A 21103-nucleotide genomic window follows, 5' to 3' on the forward strand; every position below is an offset into this window, starting at 1 on the left:
GGGTAGCGCGACGACATGGCGCTGACCACCACGGTAGCGCGTGCGCGGCGCTCACCCCCGCCGAGCGGGAGTGCGGGTTCGATGGAAGCATCGCGGGCATGACCACGACTCGCCGCCGATCCTCCGTCCCGGACGCGTTGCCGCCCCAGGTGGTCGTCCTCTTCGGTGCCACCGGAGACCTGGCCAAACGCAAGCTGCTCTCGGGGATGATGCACCTCGTCCTGTCCGAACTGGCGCCGCGGATGCGCGTCGTCGGTACGTCGTTGCAGGAGATGACGTCGGACGAGTTCCGAGCGATGGCGAAGGAGGCGATCGAGCAGTTCTCCACGCGCACACCGACGGAGGACGAGTGGGACCGCTTCGCGACTCGCCTGACCTACGTGCCCCAGACCGCCGGCCCGCAGGCGTTGTCGGACGCGGTGGCAGCGGCGGAGAAGGAACTCGGGGACGGCGTGCAGCGGCTGCACTATCTGTCGGTACCGCCGTCCGCGGCGCTCGCCGTCATCGACATGCTTTCCGAGGCGACGCTCGTCGAGCGGGCCCGCATCATCATGGAGAAGCCGTTCGGCACCGATCTCGCCAGCGCCGTCGCGCTCAACGCGGCTGTGCACGAGACCTTCGCCGAGGAGCAGATCTTTCGCATCGACCACTTCCTCGGCAAGGAGCCGGCGCAGAACATCCTCGCGTTCCGCTTCGCCAACGGTCTCTTCGAGCCGATCTGGAACCGCACGTTCATCCAACACGTGCAGATCGACGTGCCCGAGACTCTGGGACTGGACGGCCGCGCCGGCTTCTACGAGTCGACGGGTGCCTTCAAGGACATGGTGGTGACCCACCTGTTCCAGGTACTGGCCTTCACGGCCATGGAACCGCCCACCGCGCTGGAACCCGAGGCGATCAAGGAGGAGAAGAACAAGGTCTTCCGCTCCATGCTTCCCCTCGATCCGCGGAACGTCGTGCGCGGCCAGTACTCCGGCTACCGCAGCGAGAAGGACATCGCCCCAGACTCGGACACCGACACCTTCGTCGCCCTGAAGTGCCACATCGACAACTGGCGGTGGGCGGGTGTGCCGTTCTATCTCCGGACCGGCAAGAAGCTGGCCGAGGGGCAGCGCATCATCTCGATCGCGTTCCGGGAGCCGCCCAAGTCGATGTTCCCGGCGGGCTCCGGCGTCGGCGCCCAGGGGCCGGACCACCTGACCTTCGACCTCACCGACTCGTCGAAGGTGTCGCTCTCCTTCTACGGCAAGCGGCCGGGCCCGGGCATGCGCCTGGACAAGCTCAGCATGCAGTTCGCGCTGCACGAGACGGAGAGTGCCGCAGACGTTCTGGAGGCGTACGAGCGGCTGATTCTCGATGCGATGCACGGGGATCACACGCTGTTCACCACCTCCGAGGGCATCGAGCGGCTGTGGGAGGTCTCGGCACCGCTGCTCGAGGACCCGCCGCCCGTCCGGTCCTACGCGCCGGGATCGTGGGGTCCCAACGCGATCCACAGTCTGGTCGCGCCCGATGCGTGGCGGCTGCCGTTCGAGCGCGAGTGGCGCGGGGAGTGACCTAGTTGCAGGTACTCGGCGCCGGTGTCCCGGCGAACCGGCCGTCCAGCCATTCCGCCGGCGCACTTCCGAGGTTCAGGATGCCGTGGCCCTGCCCCGGTGCCTCGCGGATCTCGATGGTGTCGCCGAGTGTGCACGCTCGCTGCACCGCGGCCACCGTCCACTCCGGGAGTGCGAGTCGATCCAGTTCGCCGTAGCCGACGAACATGGGCGCGGTCGCCGCGGCGCCCGGCACTCCGGCCTCGGTGAGCCACGCGCGCAGACGATCTGCGGCGGCCTCGTCCACCGGTGCGTAGTCCGCCGGTGTGACAGACTCGGCGATCGCGCTCTCGAGCCCGTCGTTCTCGCCCTCGCAGGCGGCGAAGACGTCCCGGCGTTCGTACAGCACACCGCGGAGGTAGTCGGTCACCTGGAGGTCGGGGTGCGCGACGGACAGCCCTGTCAGGACCGACGGCACCAGCGCGACCTGTTCGGCGGTGAGTGTTCCGGCCACCATCGCGTCGACGAGCGGGCTCAGGTCGGTCGCGGGGGACATGCTGATGGTGCCGACGAGGCGGAGTCCGTCGCCGTAGTCGGCGGCCCGTTCGTTGGCGGCCCACACCGCCTGCCCGCCCTGGGAGACGCCGTAGCCGATCCAGGAGTCGGACGCCGTCGGTTCCACCTCGCGCGCTGCGCGCACCGCGTCGATCACGTTGTTGCCGGCCGTGGCGGCATCGAGGTACGGGTGCGGCCCCGGGGTGCCCAGGCCCTCGTAGTCAGTCATGGCGACCACGTAACCGTTGGCAAGGAACGGGATCACGGTGGTGAGCGCCCCCAGCAGCCCAATGTGGGTGGACGGCGCGCACCGACTGTCGGTACCGGTGGTCGCGTGGCCGACGGAGACGACCGGCCACCCACCCGCCGGTGGGTCGCCGCGAGGAACGAGGACCAGCCCGCTCACCTCGGTGGCGGAGCCGTCGATGCCGGAGGTCGAACGGTAGAGCACCGTCTTCGACACCGCCGTCAAGGTGGCGAGCGCGGGATAGCCCGCGAAGTCACGAGGGGTGCCCAGCAGTGAGCCCGCGGCGACGTCGGTGAGAGAGTCGACGGCCGTCTCCGGGGCCGACTCTCCCGGTAGCCCAGCGCAACTCGCGCAGAGGACGGCCAGCACCGACAGCCAGGTCAGCGCGACGTGGCGGCGCGCGGTCGTCGTCTCGATCGCGGCCACCGCACGTCACTCCCCGTCGGAGCGCAGGTCGGCCGTGTTCCGGCTCAGCACGCCGACGGGATCGGCACACGCGCGGGCGAGGGCACGGTCGACCGTCTCGGTCTCGATCATGCCGCTGCAGAACGACGCCGAGTACGAACGTCCGCCCTGGACCTGCGAGACGAGGATCGAGATGCCGTCCGGGCCGTCTGGTTCGAGAGAAGCCGTCATCTGCCGGGGCCGACCGTCGTCGAGCCAGGGAAGGTGGTCGTAGATCGAGAGGGTGCCCAGGTCGCTCACCGCGAGTCGCGGTCGGTCGGGCACCGTGACGACGTCCTCGCTCGGCGCCGGTGCCGGGGCTGTCCGGTGACCCTTGAGAGTTGCTCGGGCATCGGCCATTCCGAGCACGGCGATGGGCCAGCCGGAGTCGATGACCTGCTTCATGACACCGGCGACGTCACCCGGCGTCGGCAGCACGGGCAGGCGGACCGGGATACCGATCGCGAAGTTGCCGTGTTCCGCGCGGTGCTTCTCGTCGAGGTATCGGCGGCAGTTGAAGAGGATCATGACGTGCTCGTCGAGGGGCACACCCTCGGACCGTAGAGCGGCGACGAGCAGGGCCACCGAGACCGACGCGCCGGTGGCGCCCGGCGCGTTCGCCTTCGACCACGATCGCAGTGCCGCCACCTGCTCGGGACGCATGTAGGCCGCGCGCGCGGTCTTCGTCGACTCCCAGTGCTCGATACGGCGCGTCGGCACTCCGTCGGCCGTCGCGTCACGCCGCTTGTGGACGGCGCGCAGGCGCCGGAAGTCCTGCAGCGCGCGAGGGTTGGATCGGTAGTGCCGTCGAAGAGCGCTCCACGTGGCGTTTCTCGGCAGCGACGGCGCCATGCTGCGTGCCATCGCGAAGCCCGGGTCGCTGGCAGCGGCACCGACCATGGTCACGCCCATCAGGCCGTCGCCCACTCCATGGGAGTAGTGGACCACGGCGTAATCACCGCACAGCACGATCTCCACGGGGGCTCGCACGCCCTCGCGGGTACGCACGCGATCCATCAGCTCACCGAGGTCGTCGGTGGCCAGATCCGGCCTGCTGGTGACGGCGGTGCCGGCGCCGATGTCGGTGCGGTACGCCCAGTGTCGCTGATCCGCACGCGGATCGAGACGGATGCGGGAGGTGGGGGACGCGTTCTCCGCCGCGGCGAGCATGGCCCGCGCAGCCTCGACGTCGAGCCCCGCCACGGGTCCCACGACCGCCAGGTTCTGGGCGGGCGCGAACGTGCGGTCGAGTTCGGTCGACGGGTACTCAGACTGCGGCATCGATCACCTCCTGCATCCGTGAGCGGAAGTTGGCTCGCGAGAATCCTTCCGCCCAGACGCGGATCTGCGCTCGATCGAACTGGGCCGGGTCGAACGACGTCATGGCGTCGGCGAAACCGGTGACGATCTCGTCGTCGGTACCGGGCTGCACGTGCAATCCGGTGGTGCCGTGGATGACCGAGTCGACGGCACCACCCTCACCGAGCGCGATGACCGGGGTACCGGTGGCCATCGACTCGACGGGAACGATGCCGAAGTCCTCGATGCCGGGCATCAGCAGTGCACGCGTGGAGCGGTGGAGCTCGAGCAGCTTCTCGTGCGAGACGCGGCCGAGGAACACCGTCTTCGGTCCGGCGAGGGCGCGGCACTGCTCCATCGCGCGGCCGTCGCCGGCGACGATGAGCGGTACGTCCGCCAGGGCTGCCGCACGGATCGCGATGTCGGGACGCTTGTACGGCACCAGGCGACCGGCGAGCAGGAAGAAGTCCTCACGCTCCACCGTCGGATCGGGAGTGAAGCCCTCGGTGTCGACGGGTGGGTGCACCACCACGGCGTCGTCTCGTCCCCACCAGCGCGAGATGCGGTCCGCTACGGCGGTCGAGTTGGCGACGACGGTGGTCAGACGCGGCGCGGCTCCTGTCTCGCAGCGCCGTGCGACGGCCGACAGTGCCGTGAGGATCGCGGCACCTGCACGGCCGCCGCCCTCACCCGCCCGCAGTTCCGGATCCCACGCCCAACGCGCCGGGCTGTGCACGTAGGCGATGACGGGAGCGTCGGTCGCGTGCACGGCCTGCGTCGCGAAGGCGTGGTGGCTCACGACGACGGCCTCGGCGTCGCGCAACGGCAGACGACGGAACGCCGTCGGCATCAGCGGCAGGACCGGGGCGTAGGACCGCTGACCGATGCCGTTGTAGATCGAGTTGAGCCACGTGGTGTTCGGCGGCGTGGTCAGCCCGGCGGGAGTTCCCTCGGGACGGGCGATGGGTGCGTACACGCGCGCACCCGGCCACTGCAGAGCGAGCTGTTCGACGACGTGCTCGGATCCGGCGATCTCGGTGAAGCGCTCGTGGACGATCGCGATCTTGTCAGTGTCTGGCATTGTGTCCGACCTGTTCCTCGGGGCGCTGGGAGGCCGTGCGTCCACCCGGGGCGGGATCGGACCGGCGCTTGCGGCCGGACGGTTGCACGACGAGGTGAGTGTGGATGCCGAACGTCCGCAGCTGCTTCAGCACTCCCTCGGCAGCTCGGCGGTCGCGTCCACCGGACGACAGTAGTACCACCGCGGTCTCGACGTCGTGCACGTCGACGAAGGTCCACCACTCGCTCGTGAGGTCGGCCCCGACGAGTGCGTCCGGGTGGCGGGGCTGCCCGCCCGTGGAGAGGGAGGTGGGAGCCGGATACACGGCGTCGTCACCGACGAGTACCAGCACGTTCTGCTCGATGCGACCGTGAGCGGCGTGGCGAGCGCCGGCCGACCGGGTGCCGTTGCCGTTGCTGCCGTTCCCGTTGGACGACGACGCGCCCCGGTCCGACGCGGCCACCGTCGCGGCGACGATGGGCGGCAGGCCCGTGGTCACCTTCGGATCGAAGTCGGCCTGGTACTTGCGAGCGACGCGGCGGGCCCACGCGGGCCGCGGACGACGCCCGAGTCGACTGCGCAGCAACACGATCAGCTCGGCGGCGACGATGAACGCCACCAGACCCGCGACGGAGGCCTCCGAGGCCGGCATCGGTGAGACGGGGGCGGTGCTCTGCTCGGGCACGGCGAGCACCACCAGCTGGTTCCCGCCGCCCGTGCTCTGGAGCTGTGTCATCTGGTCGCGGAGGTCGGCGAGCGACTGGTCCGACGCGGAGCGGGCGGGGTCGCCCGGGATGAGCTGGGAGTTGCGCGCCTCCTCGGCGGCAATCGAGGCCTGGACCTGCTCGAGCTGCCCCTGTGCGTTGCGGGCGGCGTTGGCCGACGACGCCTGCGACACCGTGGTCACCGTGGTGCGGGCGACCTCGAGGGCGAGCTCGGGGGAGTCCGCGGTGACGGTGAAGGTGAGCAGCGCCGGCGACGTTCCCGGGGCGAGCTCGAGGTGGGAGGCGAGCTCACCGGCGTCCCAGCCGGTGTCGACCTGCGACAGCACCTGATCGAGCACGTCGTTGTCCGCGGCCAGCCCGATGAACGGGGCGCGCAGCTGCTCGATGAACGCGTCGCCGGGGATCACCTCGCCGGTCGCCCGGATCTCCGTCACGACGGATGCCGCGTACTGCTTCTCGGTGCCGTACTCGCGGAGGGCGAAGACGCCGGCGCCGACGATCAGCGCGATGATCAGAGCGGGAAGGAACGCGCGTCCCAGTTCCCGCATGTGCCCGGCGAGATCTATCGGCGGAGGTACGTCTCCGCGGTGCACGGGGTCGTCTACGGGCGCCAACCGAATCTCCTCGAGTTGCTGGTGCGCGTGCGGTCATGCCCGGTCGACGGCATGTCCCATTCGATACTACGCAGGGACGGAGACCATTCCTGCGTAGGTGAATTGCCGTGTGTCACCGTTCGGGAGATCGGTTCGCGGGCCGTCGTGAAACCGACGCGGTACCCATTCTGGGCGCGTGAGGAATGGCTGATGGCTCTTTCTGTCGTGGCATTCATGCGGTCAATTCCGTCAACAGTCGGGGGAGGGTGACCGAGATGTCGTGACGCGTCGCGACGGTGTCCCGCGCGCGTGCTCCCATGTCCGCGCGCGCCGCGTCGTCGCCGAGCACCCTTCGCAGAGCGTCGGCCAGTGCCGCCGCGTCACCCGGCGGGACCAGCACGCCCTCCCCGCGAGCGAGGAACTCGGTGGGACCGCCGTGATCGGTGGCCACCACCGGCACCCCGTGGGACATGGCCTCGAGGACGGACAGGGGCCCCGCCTCGGGGAGAACGCTGGCCGACACCACGACGTCCCACCGGCGCAGCGCGCTGTCGGGATCGACGTGCCCGAGGAAGCGGACACGTCCCGCGAGATCGGGACGTGCTGCCCGCGTGTGCAGTTCGTCGACGTACGCCTGATCGCCGGAGAAGCTGCCGCCCGCAAGTTCGACCATCACGTCGTCGAGCTTCGCGACCGCGTCGAGCAGGACGAGGTGCCCCTTCCACGGAGTGAGGAGCGCGAGCATGCCCACGACGGGCGGCGAGTGCGTGGGGGCGGCGAAATCCTCCACGGGCCACGGCACGCCGTAGGGCACGATCTCCACCTCGATGCCGAGGTCGCGTACCGGTGCCGCCGCGGCGGACGTGCACGCGACCGCGCGGCGGACGGCGCCTCGACTCGCCGATGCCACGGCGCGCTGGCGTCCCGCCGCGATCGCATCGTGCACCAGCCAGGCGACACCGTGCGGTGGCCGGGCGAGTCGCGCTGCGGGCAGGGCGAACAGCGAGTTGACGACGGTGTGGGTCGCCGGCCGTCGCGTCACCGCACGCAGCGTCCGTGCCGCCGACACCCACCGCGCCGCCATCCTCGCCGCGGCGCCGATGCGGGCGACTCCCTGCTCTCCGCCCAGGCCCAGCTCGGGGATCGCGACGTGCACCGCGGCGTCGGGCAGCGCCTCGGACAGCGCCCCGACGGGACAGACGACGGTGACGCCGCCCGGCCCCCGCAGTGCCTCGGACACCAGCGACAGCAGCATCTTCTCGGCACCCGAGATGTTCGCGGTGTGCGCGACGAACACGGTGGTGCGATCCGGAGTCACGAGGCGACCTCCGGGGCAGGAGAGTTGCTGCGCGAGTCACGCTTGGTCAGGAGGAACCCGCACGCGGCGACCAGGAGCGCCGCGACGACCGAGATCAGGAACCACAGGGACGGTGCCGCGTCGACGAGCAGTGTCGCCCCGACCGTCACCGCGGCCGTGACGGCGGCGAGCACGAGGATCGGCGACACGGCGAGCAGCCCCGACATGGGCATGCTGCGCTCGATCACGACCCACAGCATGATCACCGTGACACCGAACGTGACGACGGTGGCGATGGCGGATCCGTTGTAGGACAACCTCGGGATGAGCGCGACGTTGAGGCCGATGTTGAGAGCGAGGCCGAACAGCGCGACGAGCGGGTAGTGCCGCTGCATCCCCGCGGAGGCGAGCAGGAAGATGCCGAGCAGGATGAGCGACATGATCGCGGCACCGAGGACGAGGAGCCGTGCCGCGTCGGAACCGGGAGCGAAGCGCTCGCCGTAGAGCAGGCGGATGAGCGGCTCGGCAGAGGGCCAGAAGCCGGCGACGGCGACGGCGCCGAAGGTCGCGAAGTACAGTCCCGCGGAACGGGATCGGGCGCGGAACGTGGCCGTCTCGCTCGGCCAGGCCGCCACGAGGAGGGTGCTCACCGGCGCCACGGCGGCCAGCGCGATGGTGTCCATCATGTCGGAGAACTTGTAGCCGATGGAGTACAGGCCGACCGCGTCGAAGGTGTCGAGAAGGCTCAGCATCAGGACGTCGATCTTCAGCATCGCGATGGTCAGCGCGAAGCCGATCGCGAGGGGAATCGCCTCGCGGAGGTAGGCACCCCACCGGTGGACGTCGATGTGACGAGACGGGCGCAAGCCCACCGACCGCCGCCGCACCGCGAGACCCTTGCCGACCGCGCGGAACGCCTCGTTGAGCACGGCCGGCAGCACGAAGATCAGCAGCACCGGCGCGAAGACGGCGGCGAGGATCGTGAGCACCAACTGCAGGCCCTGGCCCAGGCTCTCGATGACCGCGACCAGCAACAGTCGATGGCGAGCCTGGAACAGCACGGAGAGTGCGTGGGACGGCGTCGCGAACACCACGACGAGGCCGCCCAGTGCGGTCGCCGCGACGACCTCACCCGGGTACTGCAGCACCACGACGTAGCCGACGGCGAGCACGTACCCCACGAGTCCGAGCACGGTGCGCAGTGCGAGGAACGACGAGGCGGTGCGGCCGATCTCCTCGGCGTCGTCGTCCATCAGTCGGGCCAGGACGACGCGGCCGACGCCGAGGTCGGTGACGACGGACATGAGTCCGAGCAGCGCGAAGACGAAGCTGAACTGACCCCACCCCTCGGGGCTCAGCGAGCGGGCCACGATGACGCTGCCCAACCAGCCGAGTCCCGCCACGATCACGCGGGAGATCAGCACCGCCGCGGTCGCCCGCGCCGCCGCCTTCGGATCGGCGGCGAGCGCGCGATAGTCGGGTGCCATGGTCTCAGGTGCCGTCGTCTCAGGTTCGGGGGTCTCGGGTTCGGGGATCACGGCACCCTCGACGGTGATGTCGTCGTCCATCAGAGCAGGCCTGCGTCCCGGTAGGCGTCCGCGGTGCGCTCGGCGGTCCGGGCCCACGTCAGGTCGGCCATCGCGTGCAGGGCCTCGGTCACCAGGTCCGCGCGCGCCGTCTCGTCGAACATCAACGGGCTCAGTGCCTCCGCCCAGTCGTCGACCCGCTCGTTGTCGAGCAGCACGGCGCCCTTGCCGACCACCTCGGGCAGGGCGCCCACCGCGCTCGCGACCACGGCGCCGCCGCACGCCATCGCTTCGACGGGGGGCAGCCCGAAGCCCTCGTAGCGCGACGCGTACGCGGTGACGGTCGCCGCCGCGTACAGCGCGGGCAGGTCCTCCACGTCGACGTAGCCGAGCCCGTTCGCGTAGCGGGGTGCGTCCGGGCCCGTGGACCCCGCGCCCGCCAGGAAGAAGGGCACGCCCAGCTTCTCCGCGGCGTCGGCGACCAACTGCACGTTCTTGCGCGGCTCCACGGTGCCCACCTGCATGACGAAGCGTTCGGGCAGACCGTACTTCGCGCGCACCGTCTCCACCGCGCCGTCCTCCGGGGGCACGGCCCAGGCTGCCGGGGCGAGTTCGACGACCGCGGCGTCGCGGCCGCTGACGGCCTTGATGCGGTCGGCGGTGAATTGCGAGACGGCGATGAGCAGGTCGGCCTTGCGCAGCGACCGTCGCACGAGGCGCTGTTCGCCGGCGGCGCGGAAGCGACTCGACGCGGACGGCATGTCGATGACCGAGATGTCGTGCACCGTGGCGACGGTGGCGCCCCGGCCGACGAGGGGGAGATCGACGTCGAGCCCGTGGACCACGTCGTGCGATCCGACCGGGAGCGCACCGAGCACCGCGCGGACGGCACCGCCGGACACCGGCCGGGGGAGCGCGTCGACGCCTGTCGGCAGCTCGCCGATCGCGTCCTTCTGGACGACGGCGGCGAGGTCCGTTCCGGGGAGACGGCCGGGCAGCTCCCTCAGGAGCTCACGGATGTACGTCTGGACGCCGCTGCCGCCGGGACGGAGGGCGAGGGCCCCGAAAACGATTCGTGTTGTGCTGCTGCGCATCCCACAACTCCTAACAAGAGCCAGAAATAGACGTCGATAGGGAAGATCTCGAAATAGGTGGCCACCAGCGACGCGAACATCGCCGCGACGATGGAGGCGCCGACACCGAGTGTCAGCGCGCCGTCCTGACCGGGGAGGGTGCGGGAGAGTCGCGTGCACCAGATCAGGGCGGTCACCAGGAGCGCGAGGACGGCCCACAGTCCGATCGGACCGAGTTCGAGAGCCGTCTTCACGTAGTAGTTGTCGGGCTGGTAGTTGGTGGACAGCCCGAGCGACCCGGTGATGTTCTCACCCTGCGCCGACGAGATCCGGTCCGCTGCCGCACCACTCGACCCGAGCCCCTCGCCGAGCCAGTGGGTGCGCACCTTCTCGATGACCTCGTTCCATCGACCGCCACGTTCGTTCAGGCTGCTCGACGAGAAGAAGACCGACGTGATCTTGGGGACGAACGGCAGGATCGCGCCGACGAGCGCCGCCATGATCACGAGCAGACCGCCGAGTGCGCGGAACCGGATGATGGTCATGTAGATCAGCCCGACCGCGAGTCCGAGCAGCGCCGCTCGCACGATGGCACTCGACATGGCGACCACCATGAACGGGCTCGCGCACAGGAACAGCAGGTTGCGCCGGCGCATGGGGTTCGCGAGCGCCACGGCTCCGCCGACGAGCAGCGACAGCATCACGTAGAGCCCGAACGGGAAGGGCAGGTTGAACGTGCTGAACGTGCGGAGCAGCCCGCCCGACGTCCGGACCTGGGTGCCGTACTCGTACCCGATCGCCACGAGCGCCGCCGGTCCCGCGAGCAACTGGGCGATGCCGACCAGGGACGTGAACGCGCCCATGCCCATGAGGATGCTGACGAGGTGGTCCCGGTCGCGGGCGTCGAACGGCGCGAGCCACAGGATCGCCACCAGCAGCAGGTAGAAGAACGTCACCTTGATGCCGACGAAGCCGATGACCCCGAACGACAGCAGTGCCGACGCGGTCCCGAACACCACGAACAGGGCTGCGGCCGGCCACCAGGGCATCAGCAGTGTCGGACGACGCGGGCCCAGCGCTCGACTGCGCCGGATCCAGGCGCTGCCGAGCGTGAAGATCACCAGGCCCTCCTTCCAGCCGGCGACGAAGCCGGGCAGCGGAAGGATGGCGAGGAGACCGTTCAGCGGGACGAACGCGGCCAGCAGCAGCACCCCGAGCTGCGGTCGGTGAAAGACCGCGCGTGCCACCAGGAAAGCGACGACCAGCACGACGACCGCGGCGAGACCCTCGAGGACGATCAGCATGACGGGACCGCCGACACGGTCAGTCTTCCGCCTTCTTCAGGACCGCGGCGATGGTGAGGAACAGGATCTTGATGTCGAGGGACAGCGACCAGTTCTCGATGTAGTAGTTGTCCCACTCGGCGCGGTCGGCGATGGACGTCTGTCCGCGCAGTCCGTGCACCTGCGCCCACCCGGTGACACCGGCCTTCACCCGGTGCCGCTCACCGTAGCGGCGGATCTGCATCTCGAACAGATCCACGTACGCGGGGCGCTCCGGTCGGGGACCCACGAGGCTCATGTCGCCGCGAACGACGTTGAGGAGCTGGGGCAGCTCGTCGAGCGACGTCTGACGCATGATCTTGCCGATACGGGTCCGGCGATCGACGCCCTCGACGCCGCCCGGAGCGGCGCCCTCGACGCGAGTGAACTCGGCGTCCGAGGCACGCGGCGGACGCATGGACCGGAACTTCAGGCAGCCGAACGGTTTTCCGTCACGGCCGATGCGCTCCTGGGAGAAGAAGATGGGTCCGGGGGAGCTCGTCTTGACCAGCAGCGCGAGCACCAGGAAGACGGGGGACAGGACCAGCACGCCCAGTCCGGCCAGGGTGCGGTCCATGACGCCCTTGACGACGAACTGCCAGCCCTTGGGGTCGGTGTGCGGCAGCACCATCAGGGGCAACCCGCCGAGATGCTCGACGCGGGTCCGCACGCCGACGGTGTCGAACAGGCGCGGTACCAACCACACTCGCATGCCGTTCGAGTGGGCGGTGCGGATGGCCTTGACCAGACTCTCGGTCGGAACGTCCGAGAACCCGATGACGAGCTCCTCGGCGCCGGTCTGCTCGATGGCTTGCGCGAGCTGCGACGGTGTGCCCATGTAGGGGACGGTCAGTGCCTCGGGAGTGTCAGGCTGCGGATCGACCGCGGGTGCCTTGTCGAGCACGCCCACGGGGTCGAGGCCGTACTCGGGGAACTGGTGCATGCGCGACGCCAGCTGGTGGGCGATGGGACCGCCGCCGATGATGAGCGTCGGAGCCGCCGACTTGTGGTTCACCCGCAGGTACCGCTGGATCGCGGTGCGCAGGAACCGCGCCACCGCCACCAGGATCGCCGCGGCGATCCACACCCGGACCATGAAGAGGCCGGGCCGGTACTCCGTGCCGATGACCAGCAAGATCGTCAGCACCAGCAGAGTGGCGAGCGCGACGGACGTCTCGACGGGACCGATCTCGTCGAGGAAGTTCCGGCGGAGTCCGCGTCGGTAGAGCGAGCGGGACGCCAGGATGAGCAGAACCAGCGGCACGAACAACCACGGCACCCAGCCGTAGTCGATGCCGCCCGTTCCCGGCCAGAACCTCGCCACGGCAACAGCCACGATCGCTGCCGTCGCGTCTGCCGCGATGGTGACCATCGTGTGTGCGGGATCGACGCGAAGACGGTCCGCTATTCCACGTTCATTGGACACCCTCGTGGCAGGGGCGTTGCGTAGCAACGTATCTCGCGATTCCAGTGTTTCGGACACAGGATTCACTCCGTACGGACCTAGTGGTTGACCGACCGAGGTCAACACTAGACCATTCTTTGGAGTTGTCTTCTCAGAATGGTCACGGCGCCATTACGGAAAAGCGACCGAAAGACAGACTAACGAGGCGAAAATGTAGATCGCGCCCGGAATGGTTCGCTCACTCGAAAATTCGCTCGCGAACCATCCACGCGATGTCCTTCAGTACCTGTACGTGCCCCGTCGTCCACTGACGTGGCTCGGCGTCCCAGACGCACAGCGTGCCCACCGCGTGACCGCCGTCGTCCACCAACGGGATGCCGAGGTAGGAGATGAAGGTCTTGTCCAGCACGCCGGGGTGGTTCATGAACTTCTCGTCGAGGCGGGCGTCCTCCACCAGCAGTGGTTCACCCAGGGCCACCGTGTGGCGGCACATTCCGGCCTCGAGGGGAATCTCCCGAGGTCGTTCCTCCTCCGGCCCGAAACCGACAGCGCTCTTGATGAACTGTCGGTCCTTGTCGATCAAGGAGATCGAGGCGCCCGGCGTGGACAACGCGTCCGCGGCCATGGCCACGATGCGGTCGTAGGCCGGTTCGGACGGGGTGTCGAGCAGCCCGGTGGCCTCGACGGCGCGCACGCGATCGGGATCGGTGACGATCGCGGGCATGTCGGATGCCGCCGGAGGTGTGGACGCGGGCGTGTCGGGCACCGGATCCGCCGTCGACTCGAGGCGCTTGAGCAGATGGCCGAGATCGGTGTCGTCCGCCTCGGCAAGTTCTTTCACCAGGCGTGTCATGACGGCGCGCCGAACATAGGCGGGCACCGTCTCGCCCACCCTCACGGCCTGCTGTTCCAGAACCTCGTTGAGGCGGGCGTCGAAGCCGTCGTTTCCCGTCGTCATTTCGCCGATACTAATGCAGGCTTGTACGGGATCGAGCGATGTGGAGAATCATCGCAGCCGGAGCCTCGCCGGTGTCCGTTTTCGCTGGTACGCCCCGCGCGGCCGCCGCTGTTAGCCTGGGCCGGTGCTCACCGATCGGTCTGTTTCGCGTTCGAGGCCGACTCGGCGCGGAGCCGGTGCCGGGTTTCTCCGGCGATGCAGCGTGTCTGGTGCCGCTGTCCTTCTCGTTCTCGTCGGTGTGCCGACACCGGCATCCGGCGCTCCGTCGGGCGAGGTACCGCGGTGCGTCGCGGAGTCCGACGGCGTCCGGGTGGGCGGATCACCCGGCGGCTCCTTCGGATTCCTGTCGGACGAGGACCTCGGACGCGAACTCGACATCGCGAGGAACGCGGGCATGTTCTCGGTCCGCATCGACATCGACTGGTCGGTGGTGGAGCCGCAGCCCGGTCTGCGCGACTGGTCGTCGACGGACAGAGTGGTCGACGCCATCGTCGCTCGGGGTATGTGCCCGTACGCCATCGTGACCTACGCACCTGCCTGGGCGCGTGTGGCGACGGCTCGGGATCAGCCCTACGCCCGGCCGGCGAGTCCGGACGCGTTCGCGGCCTTCGCGGCACTCGCCGCGGAGCGGTACCGCGACCGAATCGTGTTGTGGGAGGTGTGGAACGAGCCGAACATCACCACCTACTTCACGCCGCTGCCCGACCCGACGGTGTACGCGCTGATGCTGCGCGCGACGTACCGCGCCATCAAGAAGGTGCAACCGGAGGCGCTGGTGCTCGCCGGCGGTATGGCGCCCGCGGTGAACAACGGCACCAACATCTCGCCGACCGCTTTCCTCTCGTCGCTCTACACCCTCGGAGCGAATCGTTATTTCGATGCCTTCAACGTCCACCCGTACACGTGGCCGTTCCTTCCGAACGATCTGTCGACGGCGCCGTGGAACACGGCGATGGCGATGTGGTCGATGCACGATGTCATGAGCGCCGAGGGTGACGGCGACAAGCAGATCTGGATCACCGAGATGGGCGCCCCCACGGGAACGAACGCGAATGCCATGAGCGAGGAGGGGCAGGCCGAGTCCATCGGCATCATGCTCAATGCCCTTCTCGGCAATTCCTGGCTCGGGCCCGCGTACGTCTACAGCATGCGTGACTCGGGCAGCGACGAGTCCGACACGGAGCAGAACTTCGGAATGGTGCGCCGCGATTTCTCGCCCAAGCCTGCGCTCGCCGAGATCACGGAATTCACGGCGGAACATTCCGGCTGACGGTGCCAGGCCGGCGCAGTGTCGAACCTGAGGTCGCCCTCGGCTCACCGTCTCGGATTCGATCAGTCGTCCGGCGGCGGTGCGAGGTGCCGCTCCGGGAAGTTCAGATGGTTCGGGATGCCGTGCCGACCCTCGTCGATGACGGCAGGCGGATGCCACAGCACTGTGCCTGGGTACGGATGACTCGGGGGAGCGGTGCTGGTGGCCCACTGGCCGGCACGTTCGCCGACGAGCGGATGGTGGACGTCGCACGCCAGCGCGAGGTCGTCGATGTCGGTGAGGCCGCCCGCCGCCCAGTCGTCGACATGGTGGGCCTCGCACCGTGACGCGGGCGCCGAGCATCCCGGCCCGGTGCAGCCGCGGTCGCGGGCGAACAGGGCGAGCCGCTGGTCGGTGCTCGCGCACCGGCGGGCTCGGGCGAAGTGCAGCGTGCTGCCGGTGGCCCCGTCGAAGACGCGGAGGTAGTGGTGCGCCTCGGCCGCCATGCGCACCACGTCTGCCACGGGCATTGTGGATCCGGTGGCGGTGAGCCCGAGACCCGCTGCGGCGGTGAGCTGGTCGAGTGACACCGACACGACCACGGACAGGGGCAGACCACGATGCTGTCCGTGTCGACCCGAGGCCAGCACGTCCTTCAGGAGGTAGGTCAGTGCATCGTGATTGCGCTGGCCGGGGGTGCGGTGGTCCCACTCGGCCTCCCGGTCGCCCGACTCCTCCGCCGCGGCCGGCTGTCCTGCGTCGCCGGACGGGACAGCGTCGGTGGGGGTCGTGTCATCGTTCGCGGGCGGGGCGTCGAGATCGACTGAACCGTCGGGAGCGTTCGTTCCGGGTGCCGCGAATTTGGCGAGGAACGCGTCGAGCAGGGCGCGCAGCACCGGGTCGACGCAGAAGCGGCCGGTCGACATCGAATCGGGGCCCTGGGGGTCGATCTCGAAGAAGCGCTTCCTGGCGCGGTCGCGATCGTCGGGCTCCGCTCCGTCGGGATCGAGGTATTCGGTGAGGCGCGTCGCGATGGCCGTGAGCTCCTCCGGTCCGACCGTGCGCGCAAGGTCGGCGAGAGTCTGCTCGGCGGCGTCGCGCGTCTCGGCATCGACGGCGTGAGGGAGCTTCTTCAGGAACGAGCGGATGATCGAGACGTGTGCGTCGGCCAGCGCGCCGTCCCGCGCTGCCGCGGCCGTGTGGGTCAACGGCGGATCGAGCGTCTCACCCGTCATGGTCGTTCCGGTGCCGAGATCGCGTGCCACGGCAAGGCGGGATGCGGCGGCAGCCGTGGTGATGCGCAGCATGTGCGCCAGCGCGTGCGGAACACCGCTCGCGCCGATCGCACCGATCACAGAGTCGAATCCCGAGCCGGCCACCAGGCCGTTGAGCCAGGTGTGTGACGCGCCGGTGAGCAGGCGCCGGGTGTTCTCGGCCCCGCACACCAGCGCCAGTCGGTCCTCGCTGGTGAGCTTCGACGCGTCGAGCATGGCGATGCCCTCGACCGCGGAGCCGAGCTGGGCGAGTAGCGCGCACACGCGGGGATCGTCGACAGGTGCGGCCACAGCAGGCAGCGCGCCGACACGTCGGCCCATCTGCACCTGCCAGGCCGACCCTGGATCCCCCGATTCCATGACCTCAGACTACATGGAGTAGAACATATGTTCGATAGTAGATGTCACCGAATGTGGACAGAAGACTGCCCACCGTTCACAGGTGAACGGTGGGCAGTCGTCGATGTGCGTCGGTGTCAGCGCGAACGGTAGCTGTGCGACATCTGGCGTCCCCGGAAGTCCAGGTCGCGTCCGCCGGACAACAGTGCGACCGCGAGTGCTGCCGCGCCGACGAGTGTCAGTGTGATCATCATGTGTTTCCTCCGATCGTGCTGAGGTCGGTTCCCCTGACCGGCCCCGGCGGGAGCGTGTCCCGCCGTGCTCCATGATTGCCCGCTGCGAGGTGGTTTCCACCGGAATGAGGGGCACCCCACGTGGTGCCGATCGGGGCGACGGCGGTCACAACTGAGTGTGACGCGAGGTCACGGCTACTCGCGTAGGCCGTCCGCCAGCTCGAAGACCCGGCCCACGTAGCGGGAGACGAAGACGTCGAGCGCGTGGTCGGACAACTCCAGGCACCCCACCCGTCGGAACCAGTGTTCGAGGTCCACCAGCTTGTCGCCGAGTGCCACTCGGTGGTCGTCGAGCGCCCGGAGCTCGTCCGCGACCGCGCGCAGCTCGAGCACCTTGTCGTTCACCGAACTCTGCGTCGCACCCACCTCATCCATGACTGGAGAGCGTAGCCGTGATCGAACGTATGTTCTAGTCCGGAATCCGGTGCCGGAGCGGTACGGTGACGCCGTGCCGAACCGCTCCCGCCGCCTGCTGCGCGCCTTGGTGACCCTGACCGCCACGACGTCCGTCGCGCTGACCCCCACGGGTGTGGCGCAGGCGCAGGACCGTGATCCGGGCACTCTCGTCGGATCGACGGCGTCACCGGCCCCGATTCCGGGAAGTGTCGACGCCCGGCGCATCACCTACTGGTCGGTGGGCTCGCAGAACGAGCCGGCCCTGAGTACCGGTGGCGTCTATCTGCCGCCCGGCGAGGCGCCCGAAGGTGGCTGGCCTGTCATCGCGTGGGCCCACGGCACGTCCGGGCTCGGCGACGACTGCGCTCCGTCGGTCGTCGGCCCCACGTTGCCGGACCGCGACTTCCCGTACCTCCAGACGTGGCTGAACCGCGGCTACGCGATCGTCGCCACGGACTACGTGGGTCTCGGTACCCCCGGAGTGATGCCGTACCTGGACGGCAAGGTGCAGGCGCACAGCGTCGTCGACAGTGTCGCTGCTGCAAGGGAACTGGAGCCGACGCTGTCGAATCGCTGGGTCGCGATCGGCCAGTCTCAGGGCGGCGGCGCCGCGGTGACGACCGCGCGGTACGCCACCGAGTACGGCGGCGACGGCCTGGACTACCTCGGCGCCGTCGGGACCGGCGTGCCCGCCAACATCGAACTCGTTCTGCTTCCGCTCGGGCCCGGAGTCCCGCCCGTCGCGATTCCGGACGGTCTGACGTCGTACGTCTTCTACATCCTGGCGGGGTTGCGGGCCGCCCATCCCGAGATCGATCTGAACTCGTACCTGACTCTGCTCGGCCGGCAGTGGGTGGACACCGCCGAGACGCAGTGCGCGAACCCGTTCCACGATGCGGTGTCCGGGCTGCGACTCGGCGACATGTTCTCGCGGCCGTTGGCGCAGATCCCGAACGTGTACGGACTGCTGAACGACTACATGGGTGTGCCCACCTCCGGGTACGACCGTCCCGTCTTCATCGGCCAGGGTCTGCGGGACGTCGATGTGCCGGCACCGTCCGCCCTGTCGCTCGCGGCGGCCATGACGGCCAACGGCGAACCGCTGACCTTCCGGACCTACCCGGGCGACCACAGTCAGACGTTCCGTGACTCGCAGCCCGATGCGATCGCGTTCGTCGACCGGCTGTTCGGGCGCTGACACCGGCCGCCCCTGTGTCCTCTCAGCAGCGTCTCAGTCGTCGGGGCGACACTGTTCCCATGCGTGTACTGGTGACCGACGACGATCGTGCCGTCCGAGAATCGCTGCGACGGTCGCTGACGTTCAACGGGTACACCGTGGACCTGGCCACCGACGGTCTCGACGCCCTCGAGAAGGTCGCGGCCGAGCGACCGGACGCGCTGGTCCTCGACGTCATGATGCCCCGGCTCGACGGGCTCGAGGTGTGCCGTCGCCTGCGCAGCACCGGAGACGACCTGCCGATCCTGGTCCTGACGGCTCGTGACTCCGTGTCCGAGCGGGTGGCGGGTCTCGATGCCGGGGCGGACGACTACCTGCCCAAACCGTTCGCGCTCGAGGAGCTGCTGGCACGGCTGCGCGCACTGTTGCGACGCACCGGTGGGGAACTGGGTCCGGACAGCGAGGCCATGACGTTCGCCGATCTGTCACTCGACCCCGTCACGCGCGAGGTGCGACGGGGCGAACGGCCCATCAGCCTGACCCGCACCGAGTTCTCGTTGCTCGAGATGCTGCTCGCCAACCCCCGACGGGTGCTCAGCCGGAGCCGCATCCTCGAGGAGGTGTGGGGCTACGACTTCCCGACGTCGGGCAACGCCCTCGAGGTGTACGTCGGGTATCTGCGGCGCAAGACCGAGGCCGACGGCGAGACTCGTCTCATCCACACCGTCCGCGGTGTGGGTTACGTGCTGCGGGAAACGCCTCCGTGATGGTTGCTCCCTTCGGCCGCCGGCGGGGCGAGGCCGGGACCGACAAGGGGCGCGCGGCACAGGACGGACTCATGCGTCCTCCGATGCCCCTCACCCGCTCGGTGTCCCTGCGGTGGCGTGTCACGCTGCTCGCGGCGTCCGTGGTGGCCATCGCGGTCGCCGTCATGGCGATCGCCGCGTACGCGGTGGTGTCCCGCGCGCTGTACGGCGACGTCGACAATCAGCTGCGTACCCGGGCGAGTGCGCTGATCGAGACCAACCTCGTCGCCTTCGATCCCCGGTACGTCGCGGGCGCCACGCTCTACAGCACCGATGTCAGTGTCGCGCTGATCTTTCCGGACCTGACGAAGTACATCCCGCCGGGTTCGATCGTGCCCATCGGTGACCCCGAGATGGACGTCGCGCTGGGACAGTCGACCTCGTCGCTGCGCACCACCTCGGGAGCTCGCGTTCTCGCGGAGCGCACGCAGACCGGAAGCACGCTGGTGATCGCACAGCGGCTCGCGCCCACCGGCCAGGTCCTGGATCGACTGGCCTGGGTGCTGTTCGTCGTGGGCGGCTGTGGCGTCGTCCTCGCGGCGGTGGCCGGCACGGCGGTGGGACGCACCGGTCTGCGACCCATCGGACGGCTGACGGCGGCGGCCGAGCGTGTCGCCCGAACCGATGACCTGACCCCCATCCCGGTGACGGGCAACGACGAACTCGCCCGCCTCACCGACAGTTTCAACACGATGCTGCGGGCGCTCGCCGAGTCGCGGGCGCGGCAGAGCCGACTCGTGGCGGACGCGGGCCACGAACTGCGGACTCCGCTGACGTCGTTGCGCACCAACATGGAACTGCTGATCGCGTCGAGTCGGCCGGGTGCGCCGCGCATCCCGGAGCAGGACATGGCGGAGCTGCGTCTCGACGTGGTGGCGCAGATCGAGGAACTGTCCACGCTCGTCGGCGATCTGGTCGACCTGGCACGTGAGGACGCCCCGGAGAACGTCTTCGAACGTGTCGACATGGCGGATGTCGTCGAACGCAGCCTGGAGCGAGTTCGCAGGCGTCGCAACGAGATCGACTTCGACTCGATGACCACACCGTGGATCCTGTACGGCGACCAGGCAGGTCTGTCCCGCGCCGTCCTCAACGTGCTCGACAACGCGGCCAAGTGGAGTCCGTCGGGCGCCACCGTGCACGTGGCGATGATCGCCCGGCCCGACGGCCTGCTCGAACTCACCGTGTCCGACGCGGGTCCGGGTATCGCGCCCGAGGAACGAGAGCTGGTGTTCGAACGCTTCTACCGGTCCACCGCGTCGCGGTCGATGCCCGGATCGGGACTGGGTCTGGCGATCGTGCGCCAGGTGGTGCTCAAGCACGGCGGAACCATCGCGGTCGAGGACTCGGTCACCGGCGGCACCCTGATTCGAATCGTTCTCCCGGGGGAATCCGCCGGTCCGCAGGATCTGCTGGGAACAGGCTCGCAGGACCCACAGGCCACTGACACGATGATCTCAGCGCCCTCTCAGTCCAGCGGAGCATCGTCGATCAGGACGACGTGAGGTGACCGGTGCGAGCCGGTCATGG

General features: G+C 69.2%; 17 protein-coding genes. 5 read left to right on the forward strand and 12 right to left on the reverse strand.

Annotated features, from left to right (window positions below; genetic code table 11):
• The first annotated feature begins 98 nt into the window (after positions 1 to 98).
• Positions 99 to 1556 carry a glucose-6-phosphate dehydrogenase gene (gene zwf, locus HQ314_RS11450; RefSeq protein WP_056447015.1) on the forward strand — a complete coding sequence of 486 codons (1458 nt, stop codon included), beginning with the start codon at positions 99 to 101 and terminating at the stop codon, positions 1554 to 1556.
• Between the two features lies 1 nt (position 1557).
• Here the strand turns inward: zwf and HQ314_RS11455 are convergent, their stop codons facing one another.
• The 10 genes from HQ314_RS11455 to HQ314_RS11500 form a co-directional block, all read right to left on the reverse strand.
• Positions 1558 to 2763, reverse strand: coding sequence for a lipase family protein (locus HQ314_RS11455; RefSeq protein ID WP_308119362.1), 1206 nt, complete (start codon positions 2761 to 2763; stop codon positions 1558 to 1560).
• Between the two features lie 6 nt (positions 2764 to 2769).
• On the reverse strand, positions 2770 to 4062 hold the full coding sequence (locus HQ314_RS11460) for a hypothetical protein (protein ID WP_222650128.1): 1293 nt from the start codon (positions 4060 to 4062) through the stop codon (positions 2770 to 2772).
• A complete protein-coding gene (locus HQ314_RS11465) occupies positions 4049 to 5161 on the reverse strand; it encodes a glycosyltransferase (RefSeq protein ID WP_027504128.1) in 1113 nt (370 codons plus the stop codon). The genes HQ314_RS11460 and HQ314_RS11465 overlap by 14 nt, the downstream gene beginning before the upstream one ends.
• Positions 5148 to 6479 (reverse strand): hypothetical protein, encoded by a 1332-nt coding sequence (locus HQ314_RS11470; protein WP_222650129.1) that lies wholly within the window; start codon positions 6477 to 6479, stop codon positions 5148 to 5150. The genes HQ314_RS11465 and HQ314_RS11470 overlap by 14 nt, the downstream gene beginning before the upstream one ends.
• A 211-nt stretch (positions 6480 to 6690) precedes the next feature.
• A complete protein-coding gene (locus tag HQ314_RS11475) occupies positions 6691 to 7776 on the reverse strand; it encodes a glycosyltransferase family 4 protein (protein ID WP_308119363.1) in 1086 nt (361 codons plus the stop codon).
• Positions 7773 to 9323, reverse strand: a complete 1551-nt coding sequence (locus HQ314_RS11480; protein WP_261781632.1) for a flippase — start codon at positions 9321 to 9323, stop codon at positions 7773 to 7775. The genes HQ314_RS11475 and HQ314_RS11480 overlap by 4 nt, the downstream gene beginning before the upstream one ends.
• Complete coding sequence (locus HQ314_RS11485; RefSeq protein WP_056447022.1) at positions 9323 to 10375, reverse strand: glycosyltransferase family 1 protein; 1053 nt, start codon at positions 10373 to 10375, stop codon at positions 9323 to 9325. Before HQ314_RS11485 ends, HQ314_RS11480 begins: the two co-directional genes overlap by 1 nt.
• Positions 10285 to 11658, reverse strand: coding sequence for an O-antigen ligase (locus HQ314_RS11490; RefSeq protein WP_222650130.1), 1374 nt, complete (start codon positions 11656 to 11658; stop codon positions 10285 to 10287). Before HQ314_RS11490 ends, HQ314_RS11485 begins: the two co-directional genes overlap by 91 nt.
• A gap of 19 nt (positions 11659 to 11677) precedes the next feature.
• Positions 11678 to 13048 (reverse strand): sugar transferase, encoded by a 1371-nt coding sequence (locus tag HQ314_RS11495; RefSeq protein ID WP_081821047.1) that lies wholly within the window; start codon positions 13046 to 13048, stop codon positions 11678 to 11680.
• Between the two features lie 271 nt (positions 13049 to 13319).
• Positions 13320 to 14039 (reverse strand): GAF domain-containing protein, encoded by a 720-nt coding sequence (locus HQ314_RS11500; protein WP_027504123.1) that lies wholly within the window; start codon positions 14037 to 14039, stop codon positions 13320 to 13322.
• Positions 14040 to 14241: 202 nt separating this feature from the next.
• On the opposite strand from HQ314_RS11500, the gene HQ314_RS11505 reads away from it, so the two are divergent.
• Entirely contained in the window at positions 14242 to 15309 is a 1068-nt protein-coding gene (locus HQ314_RS11505; protein ID WP_308119364.1) for a cellulase family glycosylhydrolase, read from the forward strand.
• Positions 15310 to 15371: 62 nt separating this feature from the next.
• On the opposite strand, the gene HQ314_RS11510 is transcribed toward HQ314_RS11505, so the two are convergent.
• Positions 15372 to 16922, reverse strand: a complete 1551-nt coding sequence (locus HQ314_RS11510) for an HNH endonuclease signature motif containing protein (protein WP_222650132.1) — start codon at positions 16920 to 16922, stop codon at positions 15372 to 15374.
• Between the two features lie 407 nt (positions 16923 to 17329).
• A complete protein-coding gene (locus HQ314_RS11515; protein ID WP_027504121.1) occupies positions 17330 to 17569 on the reverse strand; it encodes a hypothetical protein in 240 nt (79 codons plus the stop codon).
• Positions 17570 to 17642: 73 nt separating this feature from the next.
• On the opposite strand from HQ314_RS11515, the gene HQ314_RS11520 reads away from it, so the two are divergent.
• The 3 genes from HQ314_RS11520 (at position 17643) to HQ314_RS11530 (ending at position 21078) form a co-directional block, all read left to right on the forward strand.
• A complete protein-coding gene (locus tag HQ314_RS11520) occupies positions 17643 to 18788 on the forward strand; it encodes a lipase family protein (RefSeq protein WP_374197836.1) in 1146 nt (381 codons plus the stop codon).
• 59 nt (positions 18789 to 18847) lie between these two features.
• Positions 18848 to 19534: a response regulator transcription factor gene (locus HQ314_RS11525; protein WP_027504120.1), complete on the forward strand. Its 687-nt coding sequence runs from the start codon at positions 18848 to 18850 to the stop codon at positions 19532 to 19534.
• A gap of 71 nt (positions 19535 to 19605) precedes the next feature.
• A complete protein-coding gene (locus HQ314_RS11530) occupies positions 19606 to 21078 on the forward strand; it encodes a HAMP domain-containing sensor histidine kinase (RefSeq protein WP_261781667.1) in 1473 nt (490 codons plus the stop codon).
• Positions 21079 to 21103 lie beyond the last annotated feature (25 nt).

It is taken from the genome of Rhodococcus sp. BP-332 (assembly GCF_019836065.1).
Taxonomy (GTDB): Bacteria; Actinomycetota; Actinomycetes; order Mycobacteriales; family Mycobacteriaceae; genus Rhodococcoides.

Coding starts and splice junctions, on each gene's coding strand:
- HQ314_RS11460 (WP_222650128.1), bottom strand. CDS start 4,062: ATGCCGCAGTCTGAGTACCCGTCGACCGAACTCGACCGCACGTTCGCG.
- HQ314_RS11500 (WP_027504123.1), bottom strand. CDS start 14,039: ATGACGACGGGAAACGACGGCTTCGACGCCCGCCTCAACGAGGTTCTG.
- HQ314_RS11525 (WP_027504120.1), top strand. CDS start 18,848: ATGCGTGTACTGGTGACCGACGACGATCGTGCCGTCCGAGAATCGCTG.
- HQ314_RS11495 (WP_081821047.1), bottom strand. CDS start 13,048: ATGGTCACCATCGCGGCAGACGCGACGGCAGCGATCGTGGCTGTTGCC.
- HQ314_RS11465 (WP_027504128.1), bottom strand. CDS start 5,161: ATGCCAGACACTGACAAGATCGCGATCGTCCACGAGCGCTTCACCGAG.
- HQ314_RS11480 (WP_261781632.1), bottom strand. CDS start 9,323: ATGGACGACGACATCACCGTCGAGGGTGCCGTGATCCCCGAACCCGAG.
- HQ314_RS11515 (WP_027504121.1), bottom strand. CDS start 17,569: ATGGATGAGGTGGGTGCGACGCAGAGTTCGGTGAACGACAAGGTGCTC.
- zwf (WP_056447015.1), top strand. CDS start 99: ATGACCACGACTCGCCGCCGATCCTCCGTCCCGGACGCGTTGCCGCCC.
- HQ314_RS11490 (WP_222650130.1), bottom strand. CDS start 11,658: ATGCTGATCGTCCTCGAGGGTCTCGCCGCGGTCGTCGTGCTGGTCGTC.
- HQ314_RS11530 (WP_261781667.1), top strand. CDS start 19,606: ATGCGTCCTCCGATGCCCCTCACCCGCTCGGTGTCCCTGCGGTGGCGT.
- HQ314_RS11485 (WP_056447022.1), bottom strand. CDS start 10,375: ATGCGCAGCAGCACAACACGAATCGTTTTCGGGGCCCTCGCCCTCCGT.
- HQ314_RS11510 (WP_222650132.1), bottom strand. CDS start 16,922: ATGGAATCGGGGGATCCAGGGTCGGCCTGGCAGGTGCAGATGGGCCGA.